The 18,580-nt window shown below is 62.1% G+C and carries 19 protein-coding genes; 8 read left to right on the top strand and 11 right to left on the bottom strand.

From position 1 onward, the window contains the following. Positions 1 to 41 precede the first annotated feature (41 nt). The gene (locus H4I92_RS06535) at positions 42 to 767 is read left to right on the top strand and encodes an SIR2 family NAD-dependent protein deacylase (protein WP_077529842.1); all 726 of its coding nucleotides are present in this window, start codon (positions 42 to 44) and stop codon (positions 765 to 767) included. A 196-nt stretch (positions 768 to 963) separates the two neighbouring features. Here H4I92_RS06535 and H4I92_RS06530 read toward each other — a convergent pair whose 3' ends face one another. The 5 genes from H4I92_RS06530 to H4I92_RS06510 all read right to left on the bottom strand — a co-directional run bounded on the left by H4I92_RS06530 (position 964) and on the right by H4I92_RS06510 (position 3,975). Then, positions 964 to 1,731, bottom strand: a complete 768-nt coding sequence (locus H4I92_RS06530; protein WP_077529841.1) for an energy transducer TonB — start codon at positions 1,729 to 1,731, stop codon at positions 964 to 966. Then, positions 1,728 to 2,144 (bottom strand): biopolymer transporter ExbD, encoded by a 417-nt coding sequence (locus H4I92_RS06525; RefSeq protein ID WP_077529840.1) that lies wholly within the window; start codon positions 2,142 to 2,144, stop codon positions 1,728 to 1,730. The genes H4I92_RS06530 and H4I92_RS06525 overlap by 4 nt, the downstream gene beginning before the upstream one ends. Next, positions 2,141 to 2,545: an ExbD/TolR family protein gene (locus tag H4I92_RS06520; RefSeq protein WP_077529839.1), complete on the bottom strand. Its 405-nt coding sequence runs from the start codon at positions 2,543 to 2,545 to the stop codon at positions 2,141 to 2,143. The genes H4I92_RS06525 and H4I92_RS06520 overlap by 4 nt, the downstream gene beginning before the upstream one ends. Then, positions 2,532 to 3,278, bottom strand: coding sequence for a MotA/TolQ/ExbB proton channel family protein (locus tag H4I92_RS06515; protein ID WP_179105641.1), 747 nt, complete (start codon positions 3,276 to 3,278; stop codon positions 2,532 to 2,534). Before H4I92_RS06515 ends, H4I92_RS06520 begins: the two co-directional genes overlap by 14 nt. 145 nt (positions 3,279 to 3,423) lie before the next feature. Further along, positions 3,424 to 3,975, bottom strand: coding sequence for a hypothetical protein (locus H4I92_RS06510; RefSeq protein ID WP_077529837.1), 552 nt, complete (start codon positions 3,973 to 3,975; stop codon positions 3,424 to 3,426). A gap of 147 nt (positions 3,976 to 4,122) precedes the next feature. Here H4I92_RS06510 and H4I92_RS06505 point away from each other — a divergent pair, with 147 nt between their 5' ends. The 3 genes from H4I92_RS06505 (at position 4,123) to H4I92_RS06495 (ending at position 7,481) form a co-directional block, all read left to right on the top strand. Next, positions 4,123 to 4,782 carry a hypothetical protein gene (locus H4I92_RS06505; protein WP_077529836.1) on the top strand — a complete coding sequence of 220 codons (660 nt, stop codon included), beginning with the start codon at positions 4,123 to 4,125 and terminating at the stop codon, positions 4,780 to 4,782. Positions 4,783 to 4,856: 74 nt separating this feature from the next. Then, the gene (locus H4I92_RS06500; RefSeq protein ID WP_077529835.1) at positions 4,857 to 6,749 is read left to right on the top strand and encodes a DUF294 nucleotidyltransferase-like domain-containing protein; all 1,893 of its coding nucleotides are present in this window, start codon (positions 4,857 to 4,859) and stop codon (positions 6,747 to 6,749) included. A gap of 9 nt (positions 6,750 to 6,758) precedes the next feature. Further along, the gene (locus H4I92_RS06495) at positions 6,759 to 7,481 is read left to right on the top strand and encodes a 3'-5' exonuclease (protein ID WP_077529834.1); all 723 of its coding nucleotides are present in this window, start codon (positions 6,759 to 6,761) and stop codon (positions 7,479 to 7,481) included. 70 nt (positions 7,482 to 7,551) lie between these two features. Here H4I92_RS06495 and H4I92_RS06490 read toward each other — a convergent pair whose 3' ends face one another. Beyond that, a complete protein-coding gene (locus H4I92_RS06490; protein ID WP_077529833.1) occupies positions 7,552 to 9,219 on the bottom strand; it encodes a BCCT family transporter in 1,668 nt (555 codons plus the stop codon). 51 nt (positions 9,220 to 9,270) lie between these two features. Beyond that, entirely contained in the window at positions 9,271 to 9,687 is a 417-nt protein-coding gene (locus H4I92_RS06485) for a universal stress protein (protein ID WP_077529832.1), read from the bottom strand. A 246-nt stretch (positions 9,688 to 9,933) separates the two neighbouring features. Between H4I92_RS06485 and H4I92_RS06480 the strand changes: the two genes are divergently transcribed. Beyond that, positions 9,934 to 11,391, top strand: coding sequence for an NAD-dependent succinate-semialdehyde dehydrogenase (locus H4I92_RS06480; RefSeq protein WP_077529831.1), 1,458 nt, complete (start codon positions 9,934 to 9,936; stop codon positions 11,389 to 11,391). Between the two features lie 2 nt (positions 11,392 to 11,393). Then, positions 11,394 to 12,227 (top strand): uroporphyrinogen-III synthase, encoded by an 834-nt coding sequence (locus H4I92_RS06475; protein WP_077529830.1) that lies wholly within the window; start codon positions 11,394 to 11,396, stop codon positions 12,225 to 12,227. Here H4I92_RS06475 and H4I92_RS06470 read toward each other — a convergent pair. Together H4I92_RS06470 and H4I92_RS06465 are read right to left on the bottom strand one after the other, a co-directional pair. Continuing rightward, positions 12,181 to 13,536, bottom strand: coding sequence for an MATE family efflux transporter (locus H4I92_RS06470; RefSeq protein ID WP_218668161.1), 1,356 nt, complete (start codon positions 13,534 to 13,536; stop codon positions 12,181 to 12,183). The two genes, H4I92_RS06475 and H4I92_RS06470, sit on opposite strands and share 47 nt — an antisense overlap. Positions 13,537 to 13,665: 129 nt before the next feature. Beyond that, positions 13,666 to 13,836, bottom strand: a complete 171-nt coding sequence (locus H4I92_RS06465) for a hypothetical protein (protein ID WP_179105640.1) — start codon at positions 13,834 to 13,836, stop codon at positions 13,666 to 13,668. A gap of 395 nt (positions 13,837 to 14,231) precedes the next feature. Here H4I92_RS06465 and H4I92_RS06460 point away from each other — a divergent pair, with 395 nt between their 5' ends. Then, a complete protein-coding gene (locus H4I92_RS06460) occupies positions 14,232 to 15,377 on the top strand; it encodes a porin (RefSeq protein ID WP_179105639.1) in 1,146 nt (381 codons plus the stop codon). A 133-nt stretch (positions 15,378 to 15,510) separates the two neighbouring features. Beyond that, a complete protein-coding gene (gene gloA / locus H4I92_RS06455; protein WP_077529827.1) occupies positions 15,511 to 16,056 on the top strand; it encodes a lactoylglutathione lyase in 546 nt (181 codons plus the stop codon). Here gloA and H4I92_RS06450 read toward each other — a convergent pair whose 3' ends face one another. Both H4I92_RS06450 and H4I92_RS06445 read right to left on the bottom strand, forming a co-directional pair. After that, positions 16,057 to 18,321 (bottom strand): sensor domain-containing phosphodiesterase, encoded by a 2,265-nt coding sequence (locus H4I92_RS06450; protein ID WP_077529826.1) that lies wholly within the window; start codon positions 18,319 to 18,321, stop codon positions 16,057 to 16,059. It lies immediately after the preceding gene. 11 nt (positions 18,322 to 18,332) lie between these two features. Beyond that, the gene (locus H4I92_RS06445) at positions 18,333 to 18,560 is read right to left on the bottom strand and encodes a hypothetical protein (RefSeq protein ID WP_077529825.1); all 228 of its coding nucleotides are present in this window, start codon (positions 18,558 to 18,560) and stop codon (positions 18,333 to 18,335) included. Positions 18,561 to 18,580: the final 20 nt, after the last annotated feature.

Here is an 18,580-nt window from a genome sequence, read left to right as displayed (position 1 = left end):
CATTGGCGGATAACCCCATCCAGCACGAATCAGGAGGTGACATGTGGCGCACAGGCAATGACGCATCCTTCCGGCTCACCGAGCACGTGGTGGTTCTCACCGGCGCCGGCATCAGCGCCGAAAGCGGCCTTTCCACGTTCCGCGACGCGGGCGGGCTCTGGGAGCAGGTGGCCATTGAAGATGTGGCCACGCCCGAGGCCTGGGCGCGTAACCCGGAACTGGTACGGGACTTCTACAACCACCGTCGTCACCAAGTGCTGGCGGCCAGACCGAATGCCGCGCATGAGGCCCTGGTGAACCTGGAGAGCCGTTGCCGGGTCAGCGTGGTGACACAGAACGTGGACAACCTCCACGAGCGGGCCGGCTCCTCCCATGTGCTGCATCTCCACGGCAGCATTATGGAGGCCCGCAGTGCGGTGGACCCGGAAGAGGTGATGGAGCTGGGAGAGCGGGACCTGAGTCCGGATCTCACCTGCAGCCGGGGCCACCCCATGCGCCCGAACGTGGTCTGGTTTGGCGAGGCGGTGCCGGCCATGGAGCAGGCGGCGGAACTGGTCAGCCGCGCGGACCATCTGCTGGTTGTGGGCTCGTCACTGAACGTCTACCCGGCCGCCTCGCTGGTCCAGTTCGTGGAACCGGGGGTGCCGATCAGCGTGGTGGACCCGGATGCCCGCCTGCACCTGCCCGGTGCCCGGGTGATCCGAAAACCTGCGACCGAAGGGGTTCCCGAATGGGTCAGCGGTTTCCGGGCCGCCTTCAGCATCTGACCGGGGCATGAGGGCACCAGGGCCAGTGGCACGGCACTGGCAGTTCTTGGAGCCGTGATCATGGGGCTGCATGGGATCACCACGGCCATGCCGGACTCTGATTCCGATCCTGCGGTGGCTGTGGCGCCCGCATTGCCGATCAGTACGAGGCCGGTTAACTGGCGTCAGCGCCAGCTGGGTGAAAGGGGCGCACCTGTCAGCGCATCTGGAAGCGGATCGGCAGCTGCAGCCGGAAGCTGTCGCCCTCAATCTTTTCGGGAACCCTTGGCAGGGGTTCCGCCCGTTCCAGCATCTCCACGGCGGCTTCATCCAGAATGCCGTACCCGCTCTTATCCACCAGTTCCGTGCGGTTGAGCGAGCCGTCACGGTTGAAACCGATGGTCAGGCTGACAGTGCCCTCCTGACCCAGGCGGCGGGCGCGCCGAGGGTATTCATAATGCTGCGCCAGGTGGCGCTGCAGTTCTGCCAGGTAGGCGTCCTCCTCGGCCTGGTCGCCACCGCCGATGGTGACATTCTGGGTCTCATTGCTGGCTTCCGGAGTGCTGCCGTTCTTTGAGCTGGATTCCTGCTCCTCGGGGTTGTCGGGCGGCTCGACCGGCTCAACACTCTTCTCAGGCTCAGGCTCAGGCTCAGGCTCAGGCTCAGGCTCAGGCTCAGGCTCAGGCTCAGGCTCAGGCTCAGGCTCAGGCTCAGGCTCAGGCTCAGGTTCTGGCTCTGGTTCTGGTTCTGGCTCAGGCTCTGGCTCTTCGGGTTCCGGTTTGGATTCCTCGGGTTCCGAGGAGGTGCTTTCCTCCTGCGCGGGCGGCGGTGCCTGGGTGTTGACCACAATGCCGCGCTTGCCGGTTTCCGGTCCCGGCATTTCGGGCCTGTCCACGGGCCAGCGGAAAAGCACCGCCAGGTGCAGGATCACCGCGAGGCCGATGGAGGCAATGGCAACGAGTGAGCGGATGCGTTCCGGTGTCATTGGCCCGGGTCCGTCAGCAGGATGACCTGGGGGTGACCGGCTTCGTCCAGGGTCTGGAACAGGCTCTCAAGCTCCGACATGGAAAGCTGTTCGTCCACGCCCAGTCGCAGCCGATCGGATTCGTTGTACTCGGGCAGCTTCTCACCCAGTGCGTTCCGTTCAATGGGCGAGCCGTCAAAGCGTAGATTACCGTCCGCTTCCACCACCAGGTCCATGTCCGGGCGGCGTTCATCGCGGCCGTTGGCGGTATCCGGTAACGCCGGCAGCTGGTCCTGCAGGACGATCCCCGCGATCAGGAAGAACAGCAGCAGCAGGAAGACCACGTTGATCAGCGGCAGCAGGCCTTCCTCGAGCTTTTCGGTTAGCGAGGGGTCATTGTCGGATTCGGGGAAAAACGTCTGTTGCTGTTTCATGGGGCGTCCGGGGTTTGACCTGCATCACGTTCCCAGCTGGCGCTGACACCCGCGTCATCGGCAACGCCCAGCCAGTGGGTGAAACGCCCCAGGGCGACGTCATCGCCGGTGCTGATCTCGAGGCGCTTGCCATCGTAGCCCCGGATTCTGTCCGTCAGCGCCGGTTCCTCCAGGGGTTCTCCATTCCACTCAAGCCCGTCCTTCGTCAGGTGCAGCCGGGCGGGCGTCTCGTCCGAGGCCTCGCCACCGGCATCCGGCGCCGGCGTATCCAGCTGCAGCATGCCAACCGGCTCCATGCGGGAGGTGAGCATGAAGAACAGCAACAGGATGAAGACCACATCAATCAGCGGCGTGAGCCGGATGGGCACACGCCGACTGGGTCGGGGCTCAAGCCATTGCATGGCGCTGGGTGTTTTCGGGCCTGTGATCGTCGCTGTGCTGCTGGGCTCCGGTGGTGGCGGTAACCGCCTCGCGGGGCTGGTTGCCCGGTACCTCGCGCCGGAAGATCCGGACCAGCAGGTCGTTGATCTGCTGCTGCATGCGCCGCATCCGGAACTCCATCCAGGCGGCAATGGCGGCGAAGGGAATGGCAATGGCCAAGCCGGTTGCGGTCGTGGACAGGGCCTCATAGATGCCGCCACTGAGCTCCGCGGGGTCCGCCTGGCCCTGGGCGTTGGCCATGGCGTCAAAGGCCGTCATCATACCCATCACGGTGCCGAGAAGGCCGATCAGCGGCGCCAGGGCCGCAATCACCTCAAGGATCTTCAGGGGTGATTCAAAGGGCAGAAGAAGTCGCTGGGCACGGCGGGCGACTTCATCGCGCAGGCTGTCTTCCGTCTCGCCCTGGCTGCGGCGGTGCATGACAAACGCCAGCAACCCGGCAAGGGGATTGCGCTGACCGCTGAGGCTGCGCCGGGCGGCGGCGTCATCGCCGTCACACCACTGGTCGACGCCGGCCCGGATGCGGCGGTTGAGCCGGGGCGCCTGCAGCAGGCTCACCACCAGTGTGTAGAAGGCCGTGCCCAGCCCGAGCACGGAAATGGCCAGGAGTACGCCCATGACGGGACCACCCATGGCCAGGAGTTCGGTAACCGGGGCGAGCAGATTCCCGGAATCAGGTGTGGTAAGACTCATAAGCGTTGCCAGCCCCTCTGGGTATAATCCGCGAAGCGATGTTCGAATGATAAACATTATCATTCAAAAAGTGAAGAGCTGTTGTGCGGAATGCAGAAACCCGGTCCCTGGGAGACCGGGTGTGGCTATTGGCCGTCGCGGGCTGTCAGTGCAGATGGGTGCGGCTGTCGCCGGTCAGCGGTGCCTTCTCATCGAGCTTTTCCGTTACCGTATCGATAATGTCCAGATAGGTGCTGGATTCACGGAAGGAGTCCGTGGCCGGCGCAAAGACGTCGCCCAGGCTCGGCTGCATGGGCGTGTCCTTGCCGGGATCCGCCTCATCGCGCAGGTGGGTCAGTTCTCTGAGACCGGTGACGACCCCCATGCGGGGCTCGCGGATCTGCTCGTAGGCACGAAAGTACAGGCAGCCGGGTGTGCCGATCTGGACGATCAGCGTGTCCAGGGATTCATCCTCGCCGTCGCGCTGGATGGTGGTCCAGGCAGAGAAGTAGAGCATGACCGCCGGGGCGTCCATCTCTTCTCGTACCGTGCGAAGGGCGTTCTGCCATTCCTCGTTTTCCGCGTCCTCCGGCAGGCCGCCGAGTACGAGCTGGACGTTGTTGCCATCGCCCAGCACCACCGCGGTCGGTGGTACGTCGTATTCCCCGAGAATGCCGGCATGGGCAATGGTGATGGCGTCGTGCATGAGATCGGTCACGGGCACCTCCCTTGGATTCGGGTCAGGTCATTCAACAGGACCTGCCCTTAGAATAGACGCTTTGGCAGGGAATCTCGACCCCCGTTCAGCGGGAACAACCAGTGTGGCATAGTGACAGCGTGTTACCCCGCCCCAGGAGATGAGGATTTGTCGCACACTCCCGAGCAGCGCCTTTACCGCGCCTGGCTGGTTATGGCCCTGCTGATTACAGTTATGGGGGTTGCGGCACTGGCATACAACCCTGTACCTGGGATTGTGACCCTCGTGGGGGCCGCATTCTGTGGCTGGCGGGCCTGGCTTGCCCGCCCCGGGGCGCCCGAACCGCTGTCCCTCCGGCTTGAGACTGACCCTGCGCCCGGTTCACTGGGTGGGGATGTGGGTGGCCGGCTCCATCCGGAAGAGGGCACCACCCTCCCGGTCGACCCCGAAGTCACCCTGGTCTGCACCCGCCTGTGTGAGAAGGCCGGTCACCAGACCGTTTCCCATCGCCGTGACTGGGTGTGGTGGGAGACCCGGCCGGCCTTCCCGGAGTCGCACTGTCTTGCCTTCCGCTTTGAGCCACCGGTGTCACTGCCCGCCACGGAGCCAAGACCGGAGCTGAGTGAGGCGGAATGGCACTGTCATCACTACTGGACACTGGTTGTGCGCGGCAGCGTTGCGGGGCAAGTCCGTGAGCAGCGGCTGCGGCTGCGGGTGGTGCCCGGGGAGGCCCGTATGGCCCAGCCAATCGCCCCGGAGTCGGAAGCCCGGAATCAGCCCCTGGCCCGGGATGAACAGGAACCCGCGGACGCCATCCTGGAGGCCTGATTGCGGGCGATGCGGATTGCGCCAGGTACGGGCCTGCACCATGCTGAGGCTGTCACCGTTCCAATGAGGCCGTCATGAATACCGAGCTGCTTGAGATCCGCGACCACATGGCCCGTTTTCCACCCTTTGACGGCCTGGATGACGAACTCATTGATGAGGTTGCCGGAGCTGTTGAGGTGGCCTATTTCAAGGCCGGCTCCATGATCCTGGAGGCTGACCGCGAACTCCACGACCTGTGCTACATCCGGAGCGGAGCAGTGGAGATCTACCGTCGCAACAACGATCTCTACAACCGTCTGGGTGAAGGCGACATCTTCGGGCACTTCAACCTCCTTCGGAACAACCGGGTGCGCTTTCCGGCGCGGGCCATGGAAGACACCCTGATCTACTTCATCCCGGACTCTGTCTTTTTCCAGCTGTGCGAAACGGATGATGGCTTTGCCGAATTCGTGGAGGTGGAAAAGCCGCGCCTGCAGGCCACGGTCGAGGCCCAGCACAAGAGCAACGACCTGATGAGCACCCGGGTGCGCAAGCTGGTGAACCGTTTGCCGCTGCTGATCGAGACGGATACCACGGCACAGGATGCGGCCGCCCGGATGACCGGGGAGAACGTCTCGGCGGCGCTGGTGGTGGAGCCCGCCGTGGATGCGGACTCGGTGATCTATACGGGCGCCGACGGGCGTCAGTGGGCTCTCAGAGGCATCCTTACCGATGCGGACCTGCGCGTACGACTGGTGGCTGAGGGGCTTGCCGGCACAACCCCAGTGAGCCAGCTGCACAGTGGCACCCTGATCTCAATCCAGTCGGATGAGACCGTGCAGGAGGCCATGCTCAGCATCCTGCGCAACAACGTCCAGCATCTGCCGGTGCTGCATCGTCGGCGACCCATCGGGCTTCTGCATCTTTCCGACATCATCCGCTATGAAACCCAGAGCAGCCTCTATCTGGTGGGCAGCATCCTCAACCAGACCACCCTGCGTGGCCTGGCCGGGCTCCGCCATGAGGTGTCCGTCGCCTTCACCCGCATGGTGCGGGATGGCTCCGATTCCAAGGTGATCGGTACCGCCCTGGCGGCCATCGGGCGCAGTTTCGCCCGGCGCATCCTGGAGCTAGCCGAGGAAGAGCTGGGGCCGCCACCGGTGCCCTATGCCTTCATGGTGCTCGGCTCCATGGCGCGCGACGAGCAGACCGTGGTCACGGATCAGGACAACGCCTTGATCCTGAGTGACGACTATGACCCAGAGCAGCACGGCGAATATTTCGCGACCCTTGCAAAACGGGCCTCGGATGGCCTGGCTGCCTGTGGCTATGCCTACTGCAAGGGTGAGATCATGGCCACCAACCCTCAATGGCGCCAGCCCCTTGGCGTCTGGCGGCGCTATTTCACGGAGTGGATCGATAATCCCACGCCGGAGGCGCTGCTGCACTGTAATATCTTCTTCGACCTGGACTGCGTGCATGGTGAAGAGCAATTCGTTGAGACCCTCCAGGGGCTGATCGCCAATAAGGCGCCACTGGCGGACCGCTTCCTGGCGGCCATGGCGCGCAACGCGCTCAACCGCACCCCGCCGCTGGGCTTTTTCAGGACCTTTGTGATGGAGAAGAACGGCCACGAGAACAAGTCCATCAACATCAAGCGGCGCGGTACCGCCCCCGCCGTTGACCTGATCCGTATCCATGCCCTTGCCTGCGGCTCACGGGCCCAGAATTCCTTCGAGCGGCTGGATGACATCGCCAAGACCCAGCTGCTGACGCCCAATGCGGTCGAGAAACTCCGCTATGCGTTGGAATTCATGTCCATGGCCCGTATCTGGCACCATCTCTACGACGTGGAGGCCGGGCGCGAGCCGGACAACAGCATCGAGCCAGAGGATGTCTCCAACAGCGAAAGGCACAACCTCAAGGATGCGTTCCAGGTGTTGAGCAACGCCCAGAGCTTCCTCCAGTTCCGCTACCCCAGACCCTGAGGCCAGGCTATGCTGTCACTCCGTGATCTCAAGGGTTCCCAGCCGGGATGGCCGGACTATATGGCGGGGCGTGCGAGTCGCGCGCAGAATCCGGAGCTGAAACACTTCTACGAGCAGGGCCGGCTGGAGCCGGACACACCCATAAAACGGGTGCCCATGATGGCCATGGATCTGGAAACCACGGGCATGGACGTGAACCGTCACGGCATTGTCAGCATCGGCATGCTGCCCTTTACGCTGGAGCGGATCTATACGGCACAGAGCTGGTACCGCATCGTGAGGCCCCGCCGGATGCTGCGGGAAGAGTCCGTGGTGGTCCATCACATCACCCACTCCGAGGTGGCCAGCGCGCCTGACCTATCGGATCTGCTGCCGGAACTGCTCAACCGGATGGCGGGCTATCTGCCAGTGGTGCACTATCACCCGATCGAACGCCGCTTTTTGGATGAATCCGTACGTGTGCGTCTGGGCGAGGGGCTGATGTGCCCAATGATCGATACCATGGTGCTGGAGTCGCGCTGGTGCCGACAGTCGCTGCGGGCGCGCATGCGCAAGTGGCTCGGCGCCCAGCCGCTGTCGATCCGGCTGCACGAGAGTCGGGCCCGCTACAACCTGCCCTTCTATCGCGGCCACCATGCACTCACGGATGCCCTGGCCACGGCCGAATTGCTGCAGGCGCAGATTGCCCACCGCTTCTCTCCGGACACCCCTGTTGGCGATCTCTGGGTCTGACCCCTGATGGAGTAACCAAAAAAAAGCGGCCCGAAGGCCGCTCTTTTCGTTCTGAATCCGGAAAACCGGATTACTGAGCGCGGGGCTCGCTCATCAGACCTTTCACGATCGAATAGCACCCAGCCAGCAGTATCACAGTGAATGGCAATCCAAAGGATACAGCCATGGCCTGAAGCGCTTCCAGACCACCCCCGAGCAGCAGGGCGATCGCGATGGCACCCTCAATGATGGCCCAGAAAATACGCTGGGACCTGGGTGCATCCACCTTGCCGCCTGCTGTAATGGTGTCGATTACCAGTGAGCCGGAGTCCGACGAGGTGATGAAGAACACCAGTACCAGCGTGATCCCGATAAAGGAGGTAATGGCCGCCAGCGGCAACTGTTCCAGCATCATGAAGAGCTGCAGTTCGAGCGCAGACTCCTTGATGCTTTCAACACCCTGCCCCAGATAGAGCTCCAGCGCGGTGCCGCCCATCGCGGTCATCCAGAGGACGGACACGGCCGAGGGAATAAGAAGAACCGCGATCAGGAATTCGCGTACGGTCCGTCCGCGGCTGACCCGCGCGATGAACATGCCCACGAAGGGTGACCAGGCAATCCACCAGGCGTAGTAAAAGGCGGTCCAGCCCTGGCTGTAGTTCGCGTCTTCACGGCCGAACGGGTTGGATAGCGCGGGCAGATATTGGAAGTAGGCTAGGAGGTTCTTGAAAAAGTCCGTTGCGATCAACAGGGTCGGACCGACGATGATCACGAACAGCAGCAGCAGCGCCGCAAGAACCAGGTTGATCTCGGAGAGGCGCCTTACCCCCTTGTCGACACCCAGAAGAATGGAACAAAGGGCAACGGCGGTGATCCCCATGACCAGGAATACCTTGGTTGGATCGCCGTTGGGAATGCCAAACAGATGGGACAGACCGGCCGCTGCCTGGGATGCGCCGAGACCCAGTGATGTCGCCAGCCCAAAGAGTGTCGCGAAAACGGCGAGGATATCCACGATGTGGCCTGGCCAGCCCCAGACCCGTTCCCCAAGGATGGGGTAGAAGATCGAGCGCACGGTCAGTGGCAGCCCTTTATTGAAAGAGAACAGTGCCAACGCCAGTGCCACTATGCCGTACATCGCCCAGGGATGGAGGCCGTAGTGAAGGATACTGGCCGACATCGCGAGACGCTGCGCCTGTTCTTCATTGCCTTCCGCTCCGCCGAGGGGCGCCCAGTCGGTTCTGACACCGTCTTCGACGGTTGTGCCGGCTATCGAGGTCCCGTAGTGGGTAACCGGTTCAGAAACACCGTAGAACATCAGGCCGATACCCATGCCCGCAGCAAACAGCATCGAGAACCACCCAAGATAGGAGAAATCGGGCGTGGCCTTGGCACCACCAAGCCTTACTTTAGCAAGCGGTGTGAAAATCAAGACAATACACAGGAGCAGGAAGATGTTGGTTCCCAGAAGGAAAACCCAGCTCAGATTCGTCGTCAGGTAATCGAAGATGCCCTGAAAGACGGGCTCTACCTGGTTCTGAAGCGCCAGGGTAATCACGACGAAGAAAAGTATGGCAATGGACGATATTGCAAAGACCTTGCCGTGCAGGTCGATCTCGATACCGCCAACGCGCCCGGAGTAGTTGTCCTGCCCAATCTGATAATCGGTATCAATCAGATTGGCAGGGCCCTCCGGGGCCGGGACGCCGTCGACGCCCTCGCTGCTGTCATTAGACTTCTTTGGATCTTGCGTCTCCATAGAGAACACTCCGTTCTACGTTTCTTTGGACGTTAATAAGGTCTCAGAAGTTCAGGGGCGCACCAGGAAAATCGATGCGTCGGTTTCTTTGGCAACGTGGCTGCCGTTGGAGGGCATGACGATGTCGTGCTTGCCATGGTGGTGGGTTCCCATCACGACAAGGTCCACACCCAGGTCGTCAATCGCATGGACGAGCTTCTTGTCCAGTTCTACCGCCGGGTCTGCTGATACAAGGACCTTGGCGGAGACCGGGCGACCATGAGTCTTGGCCTGCTCGTTGGCGAAGGCTTCGAGCTTCTGCTCGTAATCCTCGGGAGACTTGGCAACGCTGCTCGGTGCGGATTGGGTGACGCTGATGTAACAGATCTCTGTTTCATAATGCTGACCCAGATCTGAAGCCACTTTCAAAGCGCGTTCCAGTGAGTCCAGATGGGCAAGGTCCACGGGGACCAGGATTTTGCGGTACATTGCTGTACTCCTTCCGTGCTCGTGAAAGGGATTTAATGCTGCGCGACCGAGCCTACTAGGCTGCACTCTGTAATGCCACCCATAACCCGGCTACTGCCCTACTATAGTCCAGACAATGGGGTTTGGTTCACTCTGGTGGGAGAGAAAGTGTCCCGTACAGGTATGGCCAACCACGGATGCCACTCCCCGGAACCCCTGTTATAGTCGAGGCATACGATTGCAACGGGCACAAACAGGGGAAACGGCATGATTGAATCACCACTGCTCGAGCGCGCGGAAGGCTACATTGGCGGCCAGTGGGTTGGGAAGGGCAGCGGCGGCACGCTGAGTGTTACCAACCCGGCCACCGGCGAGACCCTGGCCGAAGTGCCGGCGCTTGGGGCTGCTGAAACGGAGGAGGCCATTACCGCCGCCTCCCGGGCCCTGAACCTGCAGGAGCCCGCTTCCCTGGACGAGCGCCGCCGCTGGCTCGAGGGTGTGCGCGATGCACTGAAGGAAGAGCGCGAGGAGATCGGCCGCATTCTCTGCCTGGAGCACGGTAAGCCCCTCAAGGAGGCCGTGGGTGAGGTGGACTATGCTGCCGGCTTTTTCAACTACTGCGCCAACTATATTGACCAGCTGGCGCCGCACACCATTCCCGAGACCCCCAAGGACTGCACCTGGACGGTTCATTACCGCCCGATAGGGGTGGCCGGACTGATCACCCCCTGGAACTTCCCCATCGGCATGATCGCCAAGAAGCTTTCAGCGGCACTCGCGGGTGGTGCCCCGAGCGTGATCAAGCCCGCCGAGGACACGCCCCTGACCATGATCGCCGCTTTCCGGGCCATCCACGACCGGAACGTGCTGCCCAAGGGCATGATCAACCTGGTTATGGGCCCGCCGAAGCCCATCGGTGACACCCTGTGCCAGAACCCGGACGTGACCATGATCAGCTTCACCGGTTCCACCGGCGTGGGTCAGCACCTGATGCGCGAGTGTGCCGGCCGGGTTAAGAAGCTGGCGCTGGAACTGGGCGGCAACGCGCCCTTCATCATTTTCGATGACGCGGACATTGACGACGCCATCACCCAGCTCATTGGCAACAAGTTCCGTGGCGGCGGCCAGACCTGCGTCTGCGCCAACCGCATCTTCGTGCAGTCCGGCATTGCGGAGACCTTCGCGGAACGGCTGGCTGAAAAAGTGGCGGCCCTGAAAGTAGGCGATGGCATGCAGGAAGGCACCGACATCGGCCCGCTCATCAACCAGGCCGGCTTCGACAAGGTGCGTCGTCACGTGAAGGATGCCCTGGACAAGGGCGGCACGCTGAAAGCCGGCCCGCATCCGGACACGCTGCCCGATTCCGGCAGCCTCTTCTACCCGCCCACGCTGGTAACCGGGGTTACCAAGGACATGCAGTGCTGCGACGAGGAGACCTTCGGGCCCTTTATGCCCATGGCGACCTTTGACACTGAGGAAGAGGCGCTTGCCTCCGCCAACGACACGGATTACGGGCTTGCCTCCTACCTGTTCACAAAGGACGAGGCGCGGGCGCAGCGGATGATTCCGGCCATGCGTTTCGGCCATGTGGGTTGGAACACCGGCACCGGCCCCACGCCGGAGGCGCCCTTCGGTGGCATGAAGCTCTCCGGCATCGGGCGTGAGGGTGGCCTGGAAGGCCTGTTCGAATTCGTCGAACCACAGACTGTTCCCAGGAGCTACTGATCATGACGGACGAGGCCCTGGAAGGCGAACCCCTGGCAGGGCTCCGGATCGCCCTGCCGGAAACCCGCCAGCTCGACGTGCTGGCACAGATGGTGGAGCGCCGTGGCGCCGGGACCTGGCGGTGCCCCCTGGTCTCGATCCTGGATACCCCGGATCAGGCATCCGTGCGGGCCTGGCTGGAGCGCTTCAACAACGGGGCCATGGATGACCTGATCCTGCTCACGGGCGAGGGGCTTCGCCGCCTTGCCGCGGCGGCCGAGCGCGAGGGCTGCCACGAGGCTTTCGTGTCGGCCCTGGCCGGTGTCCGGAAGATCACCCGTGGCCCCAAGCCAGTGAACGCCCTGCGTGAACTGGGCCTGAAGAATGACCTGACGGCGGACGAGGCCACCACCGAGGGCGTCATGGCAAGCCTGCGCGAGCATGACCTGAACGGCCGCACCGTGGGCGTTCAGCTCTACGGCGAGGAACCCAACGAGAAGCTCACCGATTTCCTGCGGCACCAGGGTGCAGCCGTGGATACCGTGGCGCCCTACGTCTATGCGGATGAAAGCAACCGCGAACAGGTCGAGGCGCTGGCGAAGGGCCTGGTCCGGGGGGATCTGGATGCCATTGCCTTCACCAGTCAGGCCCAGGTGAAGCGTCTCATGGATGTGGCGAAGGGGATTGGTATGGAGCCCGCGGTGATCGAGGCACTGAACCGGCTCCTGGTGGTGGCGGTCGGGCCTGTTGTGGGGGACAGGCTTGCCCAGTACAGCGTGGGGGTCGACGTGATGCCGGAAGAGTCCTGGTTCATGAAGCCGATGGTTCGGGCTCTGATTGAGCGGCTTGCCGGTTGAGGTGAGCCATACCGCGTTTATACAGCGCCCATGAGGTAATGCCGGCGGCGATGTTGCCGAGCATGGCGCCGGTGAAGAGTCCGTTGAGCCCGCCGATCTGGCCGCCGACCCACAGCAGCGGCAGGAAGCAGGCGAACAGCCGCAGTATCGAGATGATCAGTGCCCGCATCGGCAGCCCCATGGCATTGCAGGCCGAGACCATCAGCATGCACACGCCCAGCCCGCTCCAGCTTACCGGCAGCCGCAGCAGGAAATCCCATAGATGCGCCTGTACGGCCGGATCACTGGCCAGAAGCGGCGCCACCAGGCCGGAGACCAGCAGCCAGACGGCCGCGATGCCCAGCTGAAGCAGGATCACGAACCGTACTGCCAGCCATATCAGCAGCGCGACCCTGTCGGGCCGACCCGCCCCCACATAGCGCCCGATCATGGGCGGCATGGCCATAGTGAGCGCCAGTACCGTGACCAGCGAGAAGAATTCCAGTCGTGACCCGAGACCCCAGGCGCCCACTGCCGCCTCACCAAAGGTTGCCACAAAGCCCGTGGCCAGCATGGCCGCGATGGGTGGCATCAGCTGGCTCAGCATGGCCGGGCCGGCGATGGAGCCGATCTGCGTAAGCGCCGGCTTAAGGTCCAGGTTTGAGAGGAGGAAGGTCAGCCACTGGCGCGCGAACAGGCGGGAGTAGACCACCAGGGTCCCGGTTCCGAAAGCCGCGACCGTGGCCCAGGCCGCGCCCGCAATGCCCCAGTCGAACGTGAAGATGAACAGCGGGTCCAGGGCCACGTTGATCAGGCTGGTGATCACCATCATGGCCCCGGGCAGTTTGGTATCTCCGTGGGAGCGGCACAGGCTGTAGCCGAAATACAGTACCGCGCCCAGCCAGGCTGCCAGCAGCCAAGGCGCCCAGTAGGCGTCGACCAGCGGGTGCAGTTCGTCGCTGCCACCCATCATGGCCAGGATCAGGTGGCGGCTGAACCAGATCACCACCGCCAGCAGCGCAATCAGAACCGCCCCCGAGAGAACCACGAGACCGCTCAGTCGACGCGCCCGCAACGGATCATCAGCTCCCAGCACACGGGATATGACGGCGGTGGTCGCAATGCCGATGCCGACCTGGACGCCGATGATGAACATCTGCAGTGGCACCGTGAAACCCAGCGTTGCCAGAGGCTTGACGCCCAGCTGGCCAATGAAGGCGCTGTCTACCAGCTGGTAGCTCATCAGGGCCATCACACCGAACAGCATGGGCCATGTGAGATGAAACAGTTCCCGGCCCGGGCGCGGGTTGTCCACGGAGGTGTTGATCATGGGTAAAACAGCGGCTCCACTGGCAACGCGGAAAAGACTATTATGCTAGCGGAGATGGTGGGGGATTCACACACGCAAAAGGGAAGGCTCTTTCTGAATGCCTTCCCTTACGATTGCCTGGCGTACCAGTTACTTGCGACGGAGTACCGCCTTGAGACTGCGCGTTTGAGCGGGGCGAGTCAGGGCTTCGAGCGTCATGTTGTCTTTGTTGGGACGATTCACGTCAGCCCGACGGGACGCTTCAACCGGCGCAGTACCGCGGCGGCGAACATCTTTTTGAACGAATTTGGTGCGCATCATTCGCCTCCTATAGGGTTTCCGGTTGATGTATGTCATTGGTTTCATCCTCCGCTTGGGGCAATGTGAACCCCGCGCGTGTGGACGGCGTATTGCCTCCCGTCAAGAGACATGACAATCATGGACGCATGTTTCCAATTGGAAAATAAGGAAACATACTTAGCCTGCTCACTAAAGCAGGGCCCAGAGTTCGTCATGCCGGGAGTCCGCGTTCAGTGGGTAACGTAACGGATCAGTATGTTGGGTTGATGACAAATTAATTTTGCTTAACGGCAGATCCTGATCTACGCTCTTAGCATCCTCGCCCAAGTGGGTGCAGAGACCGGAAAACTAGGGGGCGCATAGATGGAAATGCGTCACTTGGAAGTGAACCAGAAGAAACAGAGAGGATGATGACCATGAAAAAGAAGATTCTGGCCCTTGCGGTTAGCGGTGGTCTGGCAGCTGCACCTATGGGTGCAATGGCAGCGCCGGAAGTTTATGGCCTGATTGATATCGGCCTCGAAAGCTACAGCGATAGCGACGGTGTTGGCAGCGAGATTTTCGCCGGCCTGAACTCTGTTGGGAGTAATTCTGATGATCGGGATTTCGCCCTGTCGAATGGGCTGCAATCCCGGATCGGTGTGCGCGGCTCTGAAGAGCTTGATGTTGCCGATCTGACTGCGTCCTACAACATGGAATTCTCGGTTGACGTGCTCGACGAAGACGGCGGCACTGCCTCTGGTGATCTCGGTACCCGCCTTGGCTGGGTCGCGCTCGGCAGCGACTGGGGCAAGGTCAAGGTCGGTTCGCAATGGCAGGCCCTTTATGAATTCGGTGGCTGGAACACGCACCGGACTGACGTGCATGGCTACGGCTCCTACTACTACACCACCGGCAATCTGAGTAATTCCCAGGCATTCGGTTTCCGCCAGGATAGCGCCATCAGTTATGAGTATGGCAGCGCCTGGGGGCACTCGGATCCTTTTGCGGCTCAGGTTACCCTGGGGATTGGTGAAGGTACCGCAGACGGTAACAATGGCACTGTTCAGAACGAAGAAGGGATAACATCGCTGCAGGCGGCCTTCCAGTACAGCATTGATCAGCGCATCAGTGTAAACGCAGTCTATGCAACAGAGTTCAACAGCTATGACACCACTGTTGGGTATGCCAACACGACCGCAGGGGCGCTGAACCAAGAGCCGAGCCTGTATAACGTTGGTGGCCGCTGGAGTGTCACCGATGCGCTCGAACTGGGCGTGAACTATACAAACGTTGATCTGGACGATGCTGGTGACAACAACGTGGACAGCATCGCGTTGGCGTCCTTCATGGACTTCGGCAATGGCCTGAGCGGTCACCTGGGTGTGGCGCAGGCTTCCGACGACCGGGCGGACGAGCGGGACATGGACCTCAACGTCTATGGCTACATCAAGCAGAAGCTGTCTGACCGTACGGACATCCGCCTCGAGCTTGAGACTGCCGATTACGACGATTCTGAAGACGGCTCACTTCAGGGCGGTACTGCAACGATTGCACTGGTCGCCCTGCAGCACAACTTCTGATCACCTGATCGGAAGCAACTGCAGCACAGAACGGCACCCTTCGGGGTGCCGTTTTTCGTTGCGGCTCCGGTGGCCTTGGAACACCGCCCCGTCGTACCCATCTCCTGTGTAAAGCCACCAACAGGAGAACACCATGCCACAGCATTTCGATGACGCCCCCGGCCTCTGCCATGAACCGGATGCGGAGACGCAGCAGTATCGCCTGAACCACACCATGGTCCGTATCAAGGATCCGGAGAAAAGCCTGGATTTCTACACACAGGCGCTGGGCATGCGCCTGATCCGGAAGCTGGACTTCGAGGACATGCAGTTCACCCTCTACTTCCTCGGCTACCTGCCGGAAGGTCATGAATCCAAGGTGCCGTCGGACCCGCAGGAACGCACGACCTACAATTTCGGGCGTGAGGCGCTGGTGGAGCTGACCCACAACTGGGGTGACGAGAACGACCCGAACAAGCAGTTCCATAACGGTAACGAGGAGCCCAAGGGCTATGGGCACATCGGTGTGGCCGTGCCGGACGTGGAGTCCGCCTGCCAGCGCCTGGAGAACCTGGGGGTTCCCTTCCAGAAGCAGCCGAACGACGGCAATATGAAAGGCATCGCGTTCGTGAGGGATCCGGATGGTTACTGGGTGGAGCTCTTCCAGCCGGATTCCCTGGCGAAGATGGGCCGGGCCTGATCAGGCCACCGGGCGAATGAACAGCTCGTGGATGGGAGCCGGTCTGGCAATACCAAAGCCCTGTCCGTAATCCACGCCAAGCTTTCTGAGGGCCTCGATGAGGTCCTCGCCCTCCACGAATTCCGCAATGGTGCACAGGCCCATGCTGCGGGCCACCTCGCAGATGGCGCGCACCATGCTCTGGTCGTGCGGGTTGGCCAGAAGGTCCCGCACAAAGATCCCGTCAATCTTGACGAAATCCAGCTCAAAGCTGCGCAGGTAATCAAAGGTTGCCAGTCCGGTGCCGAAGTCATCCAGGGAGACGCTGCAGCCCAGCGCCCGCATGGCGCGGACCTGTGCGACAGCGGCGGAGCGGTTGCCGATCTGCTCCGTTTCAGTGATCTCAAAGCTGATCTTTGAGGCGGGGACGCCGGCCACCCGGAGTTCCTGGTCAATGAAAGCCACCAGTTCCGGGTTGGAAAGGGAGGTGCCGGCCAGGTTGATCGCGCATTTGGTCGTACTCTGGAGCCAGTCCGGATTGGCAGCCAGGGTTCTCAGTGTGGTGCGGATCACCCACTGGTCGATCTCGCCCATGAACCCGAAAGTCTCCGCCACCGGCAGGAAGCCACCAGGGCTGATCAACTCGCCGTCGCGCTCGCGCAGGCGTACCAGTATTTCATAGTGCAGGCCTGTGTCCTGGGGTGAAAACGGCTGGATCCGTTGCGCGAAGAGCTCCAGACGATCCTCGGCAAGCGCGGATTTGAGCCGTTCGATCTGCTGGGTTGTGGCGTGGCGTTCAGCGATCAGGTTGCGTGTGTTCTCAATGATATGGATGCGCGGCGTATGCTGCTCGGCCTGCCGTGCGGCCTGGGTGGCGGCGCTCAGGTAGTGGATGGGGTCCTCGAGGTTGCCGTCCAGGGGGGCTGCGCCGACGGTGACCCGAATCTGGGTCTGGTGCCCGCCCGGTTCCAGCACGCTGCCGTCGAAGTCGTCGTAGAGTGACTGCAGCTTGCGGTGCAGTGCCTCTGTGGACTCTGCCGGCATCAACAGCACAAAGGTGGCATCCGCAATGCGGGCAGGCAGGGCGCCGGGCCCGGTCGTCCCCATAAGCCGGGCTGCGAGCTGGCGTTCCAATGCGTGGCTGGCCTCGAATCCCAACAGTTCCTCGATGCGGTCCGCCTCCAGGACCTGGAGGTAGACCAGCCAGTCGGGTGTCTGCCGGCTGTGAGCGCGGGCATCCAGCGCGGCTCTCAGGTCCTCGGTGAAGGCGCGGTCATTGCGCAGTCCCGTCAGAAAATCCGTCCGTGCCTGCTCCTGGAATCCCTGGATCAGGCGCGTCCGCTCCGTGGTGATGGCTGACAGCACCTGCGCCATGACTGCCAGACCGCCCACCAGAAGCAGCGAGCGGACCAGGTCCGGGAGTGTGATGATATGGGGGAGTCCTCCCATGCCATTGAGGGAAAGCCCCAGAAACACCCCCACGAAAACCGGGATGGCAACCAGCCCACTGGGTGCTCGGGTCTGGAGGATGAACCAGCAAAGCAGTGGGAAAAAGGCGAAGCCAATTGCTGTGGAGTAGGAGCTTTCATCCAGGCCGTGCACCAGCATGGCCAGCAGGATCAGCCCTGAAGTCAGGGCCAGCCAGATCCATGGCATCCGCTGCATCCAATCGAGTCGGATCTGTTTGAGGAAGTAACGGGGATTGCTCAGCAGTGACTGGGTCAGCGGTGCGAACAGAACGATACCCAGTGTTTCGAACGCCAGGTAGACGAATACGATGTCGTGGAATGCGGCGGATGCGGCAACCGGGTTGCCCAGGCGGTAGCCGACGGCCCCGAACAGAGCCGTGACCAAGCCCCCGGCAAGGGCAGCCCGGGTGTAGAGGGCGATGAGTTCGGAAAAGGGGCCTTTTTTCTGGCCCAGCCGCCAGAACCGGCGCATCAGGAACGCACCGGTTGCCGCTCCCAGGCACTGGCCGCTTGCGGCCAGCACAGCCAGCATGGGAGGTGAGCCGTCGAGCCACATCAGCCAGATGAAGAAAGCGGGGGTCAGCACCAGGAGGGCGCGATAGCCCAGCACTGCGGTGGCCCCGATGAAGATCCCGGCTGGGGGCCAGAGGGCGGACATTGACTGGTCACCGATGGTGAACCAGCGTGATGCCTCCGCGCTGACGATCAGGACGAGAGCAAGGGCAATCCAGCCCACGGGAGACCGCCAGTGTGTGGGCGTGGGGGCATAGACTGAGCGGGGCTGAGCCCAGGTCAGAGTGATGGGGGTTGGCAACATGCCGCTGTCGGTTAACCTGCTTTGTTGAGCCTGTCTTCAGGGAGCCCCGGCAGCGGGAAAAGGATTCGGTTGAGTGTCTTTACCGCATCCACGTAGTCTGCAAACTCGTCCAGCTGCCCTCCCGCCTCATGGCGCAGGGCATAGGTCCTGAGTTCGGGCTGGCCGTGACCGTTCGTCTCGGTAATACGAACGATACTATACCCTTGGATGCATTCGAGCGTTTCTTCACTGACCGGCATATCGACCCCATCCTGATCGC

It is taken from the genome of Vreelandella halophila, assembly GCF_019903425.1.
GTDB classification, from domain to species: domain Bacteria; phylum Pseudomonadota; class Gammaproteobacteria; order Pseudomonadales; family Oleiphilaceae; genus Halospina; species Halospina halophila.
The sequence above is the reverse complement of the archived record's forward strand: the minus strand, read 5'-3'. Positions and strand labels throughout refer to the sequence as shown.